Source organism: Nocardiopsis sp. LDBS0036, from assembly GCF_041228755.1.
Lineage (GTDB): Bacteria > Actinomycetota > Actinomycetes > Streptosporangiales > Streptosporangiaceae > Nocardiopsis > Nocardiopsis dassonvillei.
In genome coordinates this window covers 1,044,344-1,056,996 of sequence record NZ_CP141103.1, presented here as the reverse complement: position 1 = coordinate 1,056,996, position 12,653 = coordinate 1,044,344, and the positions used below count along the sequence as shown (strand labels likewise).

The window sequence follows — 12,653 nt, the reverse complement described above, 5'->3', positions numbered from 1 at the left end:
CGGTTCCGGTCGTGGACCATCGACCGGGCCTCGGCGGGGTCCCAGCCCGAACTCAGACCACCGCGCGGAAGTGCGTGGTCAGGCGCCGGTCCTCGTCCAGGATGTGGAAGGCCACACCCGGGGGCTGGTCGCGGTTGGCCGCGGGCCCGCCCTCCCAGGGCATGCTCAGCGTCCACGTCACGCCGGGCGCCAGCAGCAGGGGCCGCCCGGCGAAGGTGGTCGCCCCGCCGGTGTGGGCGTGCCCGACCAGGATCCCCGCCACCCGGGGGTGGGCCCGCAGCAGCCCGGCCAGGTCGTCGGCGTTGTCCAGCCGCATGGAGTCGGGCAGCGGGTGGTGGACCCGCACGGGCGGGTGGTGCAGGGCCAGCAGGGCGGGCCGGTCGTCGGGCAGGGCGCTCAGCGTCTCGTTGATCCACACCAGGGTGGCCGTGTCCAGGTGGCCGCCGTCCTCGCCCGGGACCGTCGAGTCGCAGGTCAGCACCGCCGCGCCGCCCACCTCGTGCACCTGGTTGAAAGGCGCGTCGGACGGCTCCCGGCCCAGCAGCGACGCGCGCATCCGCCCGCGGTCGTCGTGGTTGCCGGGGCAGACCAGCACCGGGAAGGGCAGGTCCAGCAGCCGGGCCGCCTCGCGGTACTCCTCAGCGGTGGCGTGGTCGGCGATGTCACCGGTGACCAGGAGCGCGTCCGGCGCCTGGGCCAGGCCGCGCAGGTACTCCGCGGTCCGGGCGGCGCGCCCGGTGGTGCGGTCGGTCCCGTCCAGGTGCAGGTCGCTGATGTGGGCGAGCAGGAGCGTCATGGCCGTCCTTCGTCGGTCGCGGGTGCGTTGCGCCCTCCGGGACCGCGCGGACCTGCCGGTTCCGCCGCTGGGAGGGCGCACGGAGCCCGTGCGGCCGGGAACCCCCGGCCGCAGCCCCGTGCCCGCCCCAGGCCGTTGACCGGCCGTTTCCCGTCGGGTGAAACGAGGCTATTGCGCGCATCGCGAGCGGGACAGGGTGGTTGTCCGCCCGCCATCGCGGCCGCTGCCTCGGGCGGAAACCCGGGGCGACCACAACAATCTCTGTGTTCAAAACGACCAGAAGATTTACCGGTCGGCAAACCGTGGGTCATGCTCTCGAAACCGGTGCGGATGCGACCGGCGCCACGGAGCGGTGTAACGGCCGCCACGCTCCCGCCTCGGGCGGTCCGTCGGCCCGCGAGCGCCCGCCCGCACCGCGGACCCGCAGCAACGGAGAGAGCCACCCCATGAGCATCCAGCGCATTCTGCGCGTCGGCGGCGCGGTCGCCGCGGCCGTCGTCATCGGCGCCGCGGCGGTCAACGCCTCGTCGACCGGCGGCGACGGCGCCGAGGCCGTACGCAGCCGACTGACCACGATCGTGCCCGCCGCGCCCGGCGGCGGCTGGGACCTGGTGGGGCGCGAGGCGCAGAACGCCTTCCGCGAGGGAGAGATCGTCGCCAACAACCAGGTGGTCAACGTTCCCGGCGCGGGTGGAACCATCGGCCTGGCCCAGGCGGTCCGCCAGGAGGGCCGGGCCAACATGCTGATGGTGACCGGCACGGTCATGATCGGCAGCATCATCGTCAACAACTCCTCGCACGACCTGCAGGACGTCACCCCCATCGCCCGGCTGGCCGACGACTACGAGGTGGTCGTGGTCCCCGACGACTCCCCGTACCAGGACATGGGCGACCTGGCCGAGGCCTGGCGCGAGGACCCGGGCGGGATGGCGATCGGCGGCGGCTCCCTGGGCGGCACCGACCACCTGCTGGCCGGACTCATCGCCTCCGACGTCGACGTCGACCCCCAGGACGTCAACTACATCGCCTTCTCCGGCGGCGGTGAGGCGCTGACCTCGCTGCTGTCGGGCAGCGTCGACGTGGGCATCAGCGGCTACAACGAGTTCAGCGACCAGATCGAGGCGGGCAACGTGCGCGCCCTGGGCGTCTCCGCGCACGAGCGCGTCGAGGGCATCGACGTCCCCACCCTGGCCGAGCAGGACATCGACGCGGTCCTGCCCAACTGGCGGGGGTTCGTGGCCCCGGCCGGCATCACCGAGGAGGAGCGCGCCGAGCTGACCGCGATCGTCACCGAGATGCACGACACCCCCGAGTGGGCGCAGACGCTGGAGCGCAACCGCTGGGACGACACCTTCCAGACCGGCGAGGAGTTCGAGGAGTTCCTCGCCCTGGAGACCGAGCGCATCACCACCATCACCGAGGAACTGGGCCTGTCTTGAGTACCGACGCCACCACCCCCACCCGGGCGACGGAGCCCGTCGCCCCGCCGCCCCGCCCCTCCTGGTGGCGGGGCCGGTCCGAACTGCTGGTCGCCGCCCTGGTGCTGGGCATCGCCGGGTTCATCGCCGTGCAGACCGCCGCCATGCCGGTGCCGCCGGGCACCGAACCTCCCGGCCCGCGCTTCTTCCCCACCCTGGTCGCGATCTTCATGGGCGTCACGGGCGTCGCCCTGGCCGTACAGGTCTTCCTGCGCCCGGCCCGCACCGCCGAGGCGCCGACCACCGGTGAGAACGCCGACGCCACCGCCGACGACGGGGGCGCCCCGGCCGGCGAGGCGGGGCCCGTGCGCATCGACTGGAGCTGCCTGGGGATCGTCGTCGCCTCGCTGACGGTGTTCATCCTGCTGCTCCAGCCGGTGGGCTGGCTGCTGTCCGCGGCACTGCTGTTCTTCGGCGTGGCCTACGCCCTGGGCAGCCGCCGGTACCTGTTCGACGCCGTGCTGTCGCTGGTGTTCTCCTCCATCATCCAGCTCGCCTTCGTCGCCGGTCTGGGCCTGAACCTGCCGGCCGGAATCCTCGGGGGCATCTTCTAAATGGACGTTCTCACCAACCTCATGGCGGGGTTCGCCAACGCGCTGAGCCCCGAGTACCTCTTCCTGGCGCTGCTGGGCGTCATGCTCGGCACGGCCGTGGGCGTGGTGCCCGGCCTGGGCTCCTCCATGGCCGTCGCGCTGCTGCTGCCGGTCACCTTCCACCTCGACCCCACCGGCGCGTTCATCATGTTCGCCGGTGTGTACTACGGCGGGCTGTTCGGCGACTCCACCGCCGCCATCCTGATGAACACGCCCGGGCAGGCCTCGGCCATCGCCACCGCCATCGAGGGCCACAAGATGGCCAAGCGCGGGCGGGCTCCGCAGGCTCTGGCCACGGCGGCGATCGGCGCGTTCATCGGCGCGATCGTGTCCACGGCGCTGGTGGCGTTCTTCTCACCGGTCATCGTGCAGCTGGCGCTGCAGTTCGGTCCCGCCGAGTACTTCGCGCTCACCGTCTTCGCGTTCGTGGCCACCTCCGCGGTGGTCTCGGACTCGGCCGTGCGCGGCCTGATCGCCCTGGGCATCGGCCTGGCCATCTCGATGGTGGGCATCGACGGCCTCAGCGGCGCCGAGCGCTTCACCCTGGGCGTGCCCCAGCTCTTCGAGGGCTTCAGCATCATCACGGTGACCGTGGCGCTGCTGGCGATCGGCGAGGTGCTGCACGTGGCCGCCACCGCCCACGCGGGCGACGCGGCCAGCGGTGGCCTGCGGCGCACCGGCACTCCCTGGCTGAGCCGACGCGACCTGCGGCGCACGCTTCCGGCCTGGATGCGCGGAACCCTGTTCGGCCTGCCGTTCGGGTCCATCCCGGCGGGCGGCTCGGAGATCCCGACCTTCCTGGCCTACGGCACCGAGCGCAAGCTCGCCGCGCGGCGCGCCCGGCGCGGCAAGGGCGAGGACGAGTTCGGCGACGGCGCGATCGAGGGCGTGGCCGCGCCGGAGGCGGCCGCCAGCGCCACCGCCGGAACCGCGATGGGCACCCTGCTGGGTCTGGGCCTGCCCACGTCGGCGACCGCCGCGATCATGCTGGCCGCCTTCCAGCAGTACGGGATGCAGCCCGGTCCGCTGCTGTTCGAGCGCGACGGCGACCTGGTCTGGGCGCTGCTGGCCAGCCTGTTCATCGGCAGCGTCATGCTGCTCATCCTCAACCTGCCCTTCGCGCCGCTGTGGGCCAAGCTGCTGCTGGTCCCCAAGCCGTACATGTACGCCGGGATCGCGGTGTTCTCGTCCCTGGGCGTGTACGCGGCCGCGTCGTCCATGGTGGACCTGTGGCTGATGCTGATCCTGGGCCTGGTGGCTCTGATGATGCGCCGCTTCGACATTCCGCTGGCTCCGGTGCTGATCGCGGTCGTCCTGGGCCCGGTGGCCGAGACGGAGCTGCGCCGCGCCCTGGCCGTGGGGCAGGGCGACGTGTCGGTGCTCGTGGACAGCGGGATCACCCTGGGCATCTACGGGCTGCTGCTGACGATCGGCCTGGTCGTGGCCGTCGGCCGACTGCGCGCCCGGCGGGCCGCGCGTAAGGACCACACCCCGGTGGAGGCGGGCCGCGGCTGACTCCCGCCCGGCCCCCTCGGGCGCGGCGGCACGGACCCACTCCCCCGTGCCGCCGCGCCGTTTCTGTTCGGGCCCGTGCCCGGTCGGCCGCCGACCGCTGTCCCGCCGGGCCCGCGCGCCCGGCGGGGGACACCGCCTCCGAACGTGCCGCGTGACGTCCCCGCGTCAGGCCGCGACCACTTCCGGCCCCGGCCTCAGGAGGTCCCGCCGGTCGCGGCCGCCGGCCCCTGCGGGCGTACCCCCGCGATCGCGATGTCCAGCAGACGGCCCGCCCGCGCGCCGTCTGGGTGGTCCTCCGTGGCGAGCGAGATGGCGCTGACGAGCGCGACCAGGTCCTCGGCGCGCACACCGGGGCGCACCGCCCGCGCCCGACGGGCGCGCTCCAGGAGTTCACCGGCCGCGGCGGTGATCATCGCCGCGCAGCCGTCGTCGCGTTCCAGCAGGTCGGCGTCGCGGCCGTCCCGCAGCAGCGAGGCGGCCAGTCCGCGGCTGGCCTCGGCGTAGGCGTGGAGGTCCCGCAGCCAGGCGAAGAGGGCGGGGCCGGGCCCGCTGGTGCGGGCATGCTCCCGCGCCCCCGCGCAGAGCGCTTCGACGCGGTCGTGGAAGACCACCTCCAGCAGGCGGCGGCGGGAGGGGAAGTGCCGGTGCAGGGTCGCCGAGCCCACTCCGGCCCGGCGGGCGATCTCCTCCAGTGAGGCGTCGACCCCGTGCGCCGCGAACACCTCCTCGGCCACGGCGACGATGCGTTCGTAGTTGCGCCGGGCGTCCGCGCGCAAGGGCCTTCGCGCTGCGCTCTCGACCACCGTGACCTCCTGCGCTTGCTAAGTGGGGTGGTTCTCCGGTTATCTTAGCGGAACGAAGTGGGGTGCCACCCCACTTCCTTGTCGAGAGACCGGGGAGAACGACCATGCGCGCTGTGCGGTACGACCGATTCGGCCCGCCCGAGGTGTTGCGCGTCGACGAGGTGCCCACGCCGAGCCCGGGAGAGGGCGAGGTGCTCGTCGAGGTGCACGCCGCGAGCGTGGACGCGGCAGAGCTCGCCTTCCGCTCGGGCAGGATGCGCGGGATCACCCGCGCCCGGTTCCCCCGGGGCGTGGGCGTCGACTTCACGGGCCGCGTCGCGTCGGTGGGCGCCGGAGTGCGCGCCTGGCGGGCGGGGGACGCGGTGTGGGGGCTCATGCCGCACTTCGTCTTCGGGGCCGTCGCCGACCACGTCGTCGTCCCCGAGCGGCGGCTCGCCAGCGCGCCCGGGAACCTCGGCCTCCTGGAGGCCGCCGCCCTTCCGGGGGCGGGCACCACCGCCCTGACCGCGCTGACGGACAAGGCCCGCCTCGCGCCCGGTGAACGGCTCCTGGTCCGCGGTGCCACCGGAGGCGTCGGCAACGTCGCGGTGCAGCTGGGCAAGGCGCTCGGCGCCGAGGTCACCGCCCTCGCCGGGGCCCGCAACCTCGACTGGATCCGAGGACTCGGCGCCGACGAGGCCCTGGACTACCGCACGACCCGGCCGCAGGACCTCGGCCGCTTCGACGTCATCGTCGACCTGGTCGGCACCGACCTCGGCGCCTACCAGGCGCGGCTGCACCGGCGCGGGCGCATGGTCGCGCTCGCCTTCGACCCGGACCGCGTCCTCAGGTCCCTGCTCGGCACCGGGCTCCGGGCCGTCGTACGGCCCGGCCGGACCAAGCTCTTCAGCAACGACCCGTCGGCGGAGCGCATCGCCGAGCTCACCCGGGCCGTCGAGGAGGGGAAGATCCGTCCCATGGTCGACACGGTCCTCCCGATGGCCGACATCGCGGAGGCCCACCGCGGGCTGGAGGCGGGCGGCGTCCGCGGGAAGTACGTCATCGACGTGCGGCGCCCCTAGCGGCGACGCGGCGGGCCGCGCCCGTCGGCGGCGGTGGACCTAGGACGGTTCCTTCGCGGGGCGGGTCCGCCCACGGCCGACCGCGCGGCCCCCGGCCCCCCGTGCGGCGCGGCGCCGCCGGAGCACGCCCTGGCGGGGCGAGAACAGGTAGGCCAGGGTGAAGGCCGACGACTGGGCCAGCACGATCGCCCCGCCGGTGGACACGTTCAGGTGGAAGCTGAGGAACACCCCCGCCACGGCCGCCGCCACGGCCACCGCAGCGGAGATGACCAGCATCCGCTCGAAGCGGTCGGTGAGCAGGTAGGCGGTCGCTCCGGGGACGATGACCATGGCCACGACCAGGATGATCCCCACCGCCTGGAGGGCCACCACCACCGTGACCGACAGCAGCCCCAGCAGCAGCGTCTCCAGCAGGCGGGGGTTGATGCCCACCGCGTGCGCGTGGACCGGGTCGAAGGCGTACAGGGTCAGGTCGCGGTGCTTGTACCAGACCACCGCCAGCACCACCCCGGCCAGGACGAGCACCTGCCAGATGTCGGTGTCCGACACCCCCAGCACGTTGCCGAACAGGATGTGACCCAGGTCGGTCTGGCTGGGCACGCGCGAGACCAGGACCAGGCCCAGGGCGAACATGGCCGTGAAGACCACCCCGATGACGGCGTCCTCCTTGACCCGGGAGGTGCGGTTGACCACCCCGATCAGGGAGACCGACCCGGCTCCGAAGACCAGCGCGCCCACGGCGAAGGGCAGCCCGAACAGGTAGGACAGCACCACCCCGGGCAGGACGGCGTGGGAGACGGCGTCGCCCATCAGCGACCAGCCCACCAGCGTCATCCAGCACGACAGCACGGCGCACGCCACTCCGGCGACCACGCTGACCAGCAGGGCGCGCCGGACGAAGTCGAAGCCCAGGGGCACCGTGAACCACTCCGCGACCGCGGTCAGCGCGTCCATGCCGTTCCCTCCTCGTCGGTGTGGACCCCGAAGGCCTCCATGAGGGTCTCCGGGCGCAGGACCTCCTCGGGGGCGCCGTGCGCCACGACGCGGCGCTGGAGCAGCACCGCCTCGTCGCACAGGGCGGGCACCTGGGCCAGGTCGTGGGTGGACACGAGCAGGGTGTGGCCCTCGCCGCGCAGTTGCAGCAGCAGTTCGGTGATGCGCCCCTCCGAACGCTTGTCGACCCCGGCGAAGGGCTCGTCGAGCAGGAGCACGTCGGCGCCCTGGGCGATGGCGCGGGCCACGAAGGCGCGTTTGCGCTGGCCGCCGGAGAGCGCGCCGATCTGGCGGTCGGCCAGGTCGCCCAGGTGGGTGCGGTCCAGGGCGTGCTCGACCGCCTCCCGGTCGGCGGGGCGGGGGCGCCGCCGCTGTCCCATGCGTCCGTAGCGGCCCATCATCACCACGTCGCGCACGCGGACCGGGAAGGCCCAGTCGACCTGTTCGGACTGGGGCACGTAGCCCACCAGCCCGCGGCGGCGGGCGGCGGCCCCGGTGTGCCCCAAAATCCGCACCCGCCCCCCGTCGGCGGGGACGAGGCCCAGCACGGTCTTGAACAGGGTGGACTTGCCCGACCCGTTGGTGCCCAGCAGGCCGCAGACGCGGCCGGGGGCGACGGACAGGCTCACGCCGTCCAGCGCCAGGACGTCGCCGTAGCGGACGGTGGCGTCGGTGACCTCGATGGCGGCGTTCACCGCTCCTCCCCCCGCAGCCCGGCCACGATGGCCTCGGCGTCGTGGCGCAGCAGGTCCAGGTAGGTGGGGACGGGACCGCCCTCCTCGGACAGGGAGTCGACGTAGAGGGTCCGGCCCATGGCGGCGCCGGTCTCGCGCGCCACCGAGCGCTGGGAGCCGTCGTTGACGGTGCTCTCGCAGAAGACGGCGGGCACCTGGTTGTCGCGGACGAACTCGGTGACGGCGGCGGTCTGCCGGGGGGTGCCCTGGGTCTCGGCGTTGACCGGCCACAGGTACATCTCGGTCAGCCCCGCGTCGCGCGCCAGGTAGGAGAAGGCGCCCTCGCAGGTGACCAGGGCGCGGGAGCTGTCGGGGACCCCGGCGAGTTCGTCCTCCAGGTAGTCGCCGACCCCGCTGATCTCGTCCTTGTAGGCCTCGGCCGCCTCGGCGTAGACCCGTTCGCCCTCGGGGTCGAGTTCGGTGAGGGCGTCGCGGATGTTGTCGACGTAGACGGGGGCGTTGTCGGGTGACATCCAGGCGTGGGGGTTGGGCTGGCCCTCGTACTCCCCCGCGGAGATGGGGATGGTCTCGACACCGTCGCTGAGCACGGCGGTGGGGGCCTGCACGCGTTCGGTGAACTGGCTGAACCATGCCTCCAGGCCGAGCCCGTTCTCCAGGATCAGGTCGGCGTCCCGGCCGCGGACGAGGTCGTCGGGGGTGGGTTCGTAGCCGTGGATCTCGGCTCCGGGCCGGGTGAGCGAGGCGACCTCCACGCGTCCGTCGGCGACGTTGCGTGCCATGTCCGCCAGGACGGTGAACGTGGTCAGGACCAGGGGCCGTCCGTCGTCGCGCTCCTGCCCGGCGGAGGAGGAACAGGCGGTCAGGCCCAGGACCAGGGCGAGGGAGGCGGCGGGGAGCTTCGCCGACCAGGAGTGTGAAGAAGCCTCATCTTGAAAGTTCGGCACGCCTAACTTTTTACCACAACAGGGCCAAACTACACATCGCGGCGGGCGTGTCGCGGTCGTCGCCCGGGCCTCGTGTCCTGGACGGCGCCGTCCCGCCCGCGCCGATGGAGCAGACGGCGCGGAAGCGGCGGGCCCCGCGAACCCCGCCACCGGTACGGCGCGCGGCTCAGTCCAGGTCGGCCAGGGCCGCCCGGGCCGCGGCTGTCCAGTGCGGCGACCCGGCCCGGATGGCCACGCGCAGGGCCAGCCGGTAGTGCTCCGCGGCCCGCTCACGGCGTCCGAGCGCGCGGTCGAGGTCGCCGAGCTGGTGCGCGACCGGTCCCAGGGTCAACAGACCGCTGCCCGCACCGGCCAGCTCCCCGGCGGCGGGTGAGAGCAGGCGGTGGGCGCGCTCCATCGCGGGGTGGTCGCCGACGGCGGTGGCGGCCCGGGCGGCCAGACAGGTCAGAGCCTCCCCGAGCAGGCCGGGCGGTGCGTCGGGCGGCGGGGGCGCGGACTCGGGCGAGGCCAGGGCGTCGGCCCAGGGCGCGTAGGGGCCCCAGTCCTGGCGCGGGTCCACCGGTGCGGGTCGGCCGCCCTGAAGGCGCAGACACAGCAGCGCCAGGGGCAGGATGCCCTGTTCCACACCGGGCATGCCGGTGTCGGCGAGCCGCACGCTCGCGGCACGGTAGGCGGCCTCGGCCTCCTCGACGGCCCCCCGCGCGGCCGTGCGCAGTGCCTCGTACCAGCGGGTGAACACCCCCACCAGCGGAATCCCGTAGCGCGAGCCCAGCCGGTCGGCGTCGGCCGCGTGGGCGTCGGCGGCACCGAAGTCGGCGAGCGCGGAGTGCGCCTGGACCAGGACGAGGTGGCCCAGCACCTCGAAGGTCACCAGGCCGTGCCGAGAGGCCAGGTCGACCAGCTCCGCGCCGATCTCCACGCGCTGCGGGGCCCGCCCGGAGCCCTGGAAGGACTGCATGAAGCGGGCGTTGAGCGCCAGGCACAGCAGGGCGGGGTCGCCGAGCCCGCGGGCGGCCTCCTCGGCCCGGCGGGCCGCGTCCGGGCCCCGGCCGGTGGCGGTGCCGCGCAGTTCCAGGGCCAGGGCGCACAGCAGGCGGACGCGCTGCTCGGGGCGGTCCTCGGGCAGCGCGGCCAGGGTGCGCTCGGCGGCCCCGGCGATCTGGCGGGCCAGCTCCTCGTCGTCGTTGCGCGGCCACAGGGCGGGCACGTCGAAGGCGGTGATGACCTGCGCCGTCAGTTCCGCGTCACCCAGCTCCTCGGCCGCGGCGACCGCCCGGGCGCGGTGGTGGCGGGCCTCCTCCAGGCGGCCGGTGACGGCCAGCGCCCGCACCATGCCCATGACCGCCTCCAGGCGTTCGCGGGGCTGGTCCTCGCCGGAGCGGTCGTGGGCGGCGACGGCCTCCCGCCACAGCCGGGCCGCCTCGTGCGGGGCGAAGCGCTCCTCGGCCCGCAGGGCGGCTGTGCGGGCGTGGTGGGCGGCCCGGGTCGCGGTGGCGCGGGTTCCCGCCCGCCCGAAGTGGTGCGCGAGCAGGTCGGCCCGGTCGGGGTGCAGCGCCTCGACGGCCTCGGCCACCGCCGTGTGCCAGTGCGCCCGGCGCGGTCGGGAGAGGTCCTGGTAGAGGGTGTCGCGCACCAGCACGTGCGCGAAGCGCAGGCCGGGGGCGCCGTCGGGCTCGTCCGGTTCGGCGCGGTCGGTGAGGAAGCCCGCCTCCAGCGCCTCGTCCAGGGCGTCGAGCAGGGCGTCCCCGTCCGGGGACAGGGCCGACAGGACGTCGGGGTCGATGTCGCGGCCGATCACCGAGGCCTGCCGCAGCAGGGCCCGGGCCCCGGGCATGAGGGAGCCCAGGCGGTGGCGGATGACGTCGCGCACCCCGGCGGGGACCGCGTCGAGCGCGGCGCCGTCCCCGTCGGACAGCAACCGGGCCAGCTCACGGACGAAGAAGGGGTTGCCGCCGCTGCGCCGGTGGACGGTGCGCAGCGCCCGCCCGTCGACGTCGCGGCCGACCAGGGCCCGTACGAGCGCGCCGGTCGCGTCCTCGGCCAGCCCGCCCAGGTAGGCGCGGGCCGGTTCGCCGGGGGCGAGCCGGGCCAGGGCCGCGGTCAGCGCGGGCAGGACCTCGCCGGTCCGGTAGGTCCCCACGAGCAGCACGGGCCCGGGGAGCGGTTCGGCGGCCAGGAAGGTGAACAGTTCCAGGGTCTCCTCCGCCGCCCGGTGCAGGTCGTCGAAGACCAGCAGGACGGGGCCGCGCCGCGCGGCCGAGGCGAGGAGGCGGGCGGCCCGGCGCAGGACGCCGAACCGGGCCGCGGCGGGGTCCGCGCTGGCGACCCCGGGCGCTGTGGTGTCGTCGTCCCGGGCGGGAGCAGCGGTGCCGCTGGGCGCTGTGATGCCCGTGGCCGTGGCGGTATCGATGCGCGGGGCCCCGGATCCGGTGCCGGTGGGGTCGGTGGTGGCAGCGCGCGGGGCGCCGGGGTCGGCGGCGTGTTCCGCGGCCTGTGCCGGGCCGGTGGCGACCCCGTGGGTCGCGGTGTCCGCGGCCGCCGTCAGCACGGCGGCGATCTGCGTCCAGGGCCAGACCGCGGGCGCCCCCTCGTGCTCGGGGCCGCGCCCCCAGGCCGCGGTCCACCCGCGCCCGGCCAGCCGCCGCGCGAGTTCCTCGGCCAGGGCCGTCTTACCCGCCCCGGCGTCGCCGGAGACCAGCGCGACCCGGGCCGGAGCGCGCGGCGCGGCGGAGGCGGCGGCCCCCTCCAGCAGTTCCAGCTCCCGGGCCCGGCCCACGAAGGGACGCTGGGCGCGTTCGGGCGCGCTCTCCACCCGTGCCGGAACCGCGGTGGCAGCACGCGGGATGAGGTGGGGAGCCTGGGCCAGGACGTCGGACTCCAACCGCCGCAGTTCGGGGCCGGGGTCCACCCCCAGTTCGTCCGCCAGGGTCCGGCGGGCGCGGCGCAGGGCGGCCAGCGCGTCACCCTGGCGGCCCGAGCGGTACAGGGCCAGCGCCCACTGCCGCCAGGCGTTCTCGCGCAGGGGGTGGGCCAGGGCGTGCGCCTCCAGGGTGGGCACGGCGTCGCCCGCACGGCCCAGCGCCAGGAGGGCCTCGGCGTGCCGCTCCACCGCCAGCAGCCGCAGCCCCTCCATCCGGTCGGCCTCGGCCCGCGCCCAGGGGTAGGCGGCGAACTCGGCGTAGGCGGGCCCCCGCCACCACCCGAGGGCCTCCTCCAGCCCGTCCAGCGCCGCTCCGGGCCGGTCCTCGGTGAGCAGTGCTCCGCCGCGGGCCACGGCCGCGGCGAAGCGCCGGGCGTCGACCGCGTCGGGTCCGGCCCGCAGCGCGTAACCCGGTGGCGCGGTCACCAGCAGCCGGGCGGGTCGCCGCGCGGGCCGGTCCGGTTCCAGGGACCGGCGCAGCGCGGAGACGAAGGTGCGCACCGCCGCCACGGAGCCCTCGGCGGGCGCCTCCCACAGGTCGTCCACGAGGCGGTCCACGGGCACGGCACGGCCCTCGGCGACCAGGAGCCGAGCCAGCACCGCGCGGTGCCGCGGCCCCTTGAGGGCGAGCGGCCCGTGCGCGCCGACGGCCTCCAGAGGGCCCAGCACGCGGAAGGACACCGCCGCCTGCGTCGCCTCTCCCCCCATGGCAGCCAATCTATCCGGCCGTCCGCGCCGGACGGGGCCGCCGACGCCCCCGCTCAACCGCTGCTCATCGGCTGCTCATCGGCTCCCGGCAGGCTCGTGGACGACCGAGTTCCCCGGCGACCGCCGGGGACCCGACTCCAACCCGAC

At 75.1% G+C, this 12,653-nt stretch carries 10 protein-coding genes; 4 read left to right on the top strand and 6 right to left on the bottom strand.

All coding sequences use genetic code 11. From position 1 onward, the window contains the following. Nucleotides 1–52: 52 nt before the first annotated feature. Entirely contained in the window at nt 53–796 is a 744-nt protein-coding gene (locus UIS43_RS04415; RefSeq protein WP_013153178.1) for a metallophosphoesterase, read from the bottom strand. 446 nt (nt 797–1,242) lie between these two features. Here UIS43_RS04415 and UIS43_RS04410 point away from each other — a divergent pair, with 446 nt between their 5' ends. The 3 genes from UIS43_RS04410 to UIS43_RS04400 are packed head-to-tail and all read left to right on the top strand — an operon-like array spanning nt 1,243 to nt 4,382. Beyond that, nucleotides 1,243–2,235, top strand: coding sequence for a tripartite tricarboxylate transporter substrate binding protein (locus tag UIS43_RS04410; RefSeq protein ID WP_013153177.1), 993 nt, complete (start codon nt 1,243–1,245; stop codon nt 2,233–2,235). Beyond that, entirely contained in the window at nt 2,232–2,828 is a 597-nt protein-coding gene (locus UIS43_RS04405; protein ID WP_370012544.1) for a tripartite tricarboxylate transporter TctB family protein, read from the top strand. Before UIS43_RS04410 ends, UIS43_RS04405 begins: the two co-directional genes overlap by 4 nt. Then, nucleotides 2,829–4,382 (top strand): tripartite tricarboxylate transporter permease, encoded by a 1,554-nt coding sequence (locus UIS43_RS04400; RefSeq protein ID WP_013153175.1) that lies wholly within the window; start codon nt 2,829–2,831, stop codon nt 4,380–4,382. A 194-nt stretch (nt 4,383–4,576) separates the two neighbouring features. Here the strand turns inward: UIS43_RS04400 and UIS43_RS04395 are convergent, their stop codons facing one another. Beyond that, entirely contained in the window at nt 4,577–5,185 is a 609-nt protein-coding gene (locus UIS43_RS04395; protein ID WP_071622117.1) for a TetR/AcrR family transcriptional regulator, read from the bottom strand. A 104-nt stretch (nt 5,186–5,289) separates the two neighbouring features. On the opposite strand from UIS43_RS04395, the gene UIS43_RS04390 reads away from it, so the two are divergent. Continuing rightward, nucleotides 5,290–6,246, top strand: coding sequence for an NAD(P)-dependent alcohol dehydrogenase (locus tag UIS43_RS04390; protein ID WP_013153173.1), 957 nt, complete (start codon nt 5,290–5,292; stop codon nt 6,244–6,246). A gap of 39 nt (nt 6,247–6,285) precedes the next feature. Here UIS43_RS04390 and UIS43_RS04385 read toward each other — a convergent pair whose 3' ends face one another. The 4 genes from UIS43_RS04385 to UIS43_RS04370 all read right to left on the bottom strand — a co-directional run bounded on the left by UIS43_RS04385 (nt 6,286) and on the right by UIS43_RS04370 (nt 12,506). Then, nucleotides 6,286–7,200, bottom strand: coding sequence for a metal ABC transporter permease (locus tag UIS43_RS04385; RefSeq protein ID WP_370012541.1), 915 nt, complete (start codon nt 7,198–7,200; stop codon nt 6,286–6,288). Next, nucleotides 7,188–7,934 carry a metal ABC transporter ATP-binding protein gene (locus tag UIS43_RS04380; protein WP_013153171.1) on the bottom strand — a complete coding sequence of 249 codons (747 nt, stop codon included), beginning with the start codon at nt 7,932–7,934 and terminating at the stop codon, nt 7,188–7,190. The genes UIS43_RS04385 and UIS43_RS04380 overlap by 13 nt, the downstream gene beginning before the upstream one ends. Continuing rightward, nucleotides 7,931–8,878, bottom strand: a complete 948-nt coding sequence (locus UIS43_RS04375; protein ID WP_013153170.1) for a metal ABC transporter substrate-binding protein — start codon at nt 8,876–8,878, stop codon at nt 7,931–7,933. Before UIS43_RS04375 ends, UIS43_RS04380 begins: the two co-directional genes overlap by 4 nt. A 166-nt stretch (nt 8,879–9,044) precedes the next feature. Further along, nucleotides 9,045–12,506, bottom strand: a complete 3,462-nt coding sequence (locus tag UIS43_RS04370) for a BTAD domain-containing putative transcriptional regulator (protein WP_370012540.1) — start codon at nt 12,504–12,506, stop codon at nt 9,045–9,047. Nucleotides 12,507–12,653 lie beyond the last annotated feature (147 nt).

Excerpts from the sequence above, each read along its gene's own strand:
- UIS43_RS04390 (WP_013153173.1), top strand. The coding sequence starts at position 5,290 with ATGCGCGCTGTGCGGTACGACCGATTCGGCCCGCCCGAGGTGTTGCGC.
- UIS43_RS04410 (WP_013153177.1), top strand. The coding sequence starts at position 1,243 with ATGAGCATCCAGCGCATTCTGCGCGTCGGCGGCGCGGTCGCCGCGGCC.
- UIS43_RS04415 (WP_013153178.1), bottom strand. The coding sequence starts at position 796 with ATGACGCTCCTGCTCGCCCACATCAGCGACCTGCACCTGGACGGGACC.
- UIS43_RS04370 (WP_370012540.1), bottom strand. The coding sequence starts at position 12,506 with ATGGGGGGAGAGGCGACGCAGGCGGCGGTGTCCTTCCGCGTGCTGGGC.
- UIS43_RS04400 (WP_013153175.1), top strand. The coding sequence starts at position 2,829 with ATGGACGTTCTCACCAACCTCATGGCGGGGTTCGCCAACGCGCTGAGC.
- UIS43_RS04385 (WP_370012541.1), bottom strand. The coding sequence starts at position 7,200 with ATGGACGCGCTGACCGCGGTCGCGGAGTGGTTCACGGTGCCCCTGGGC.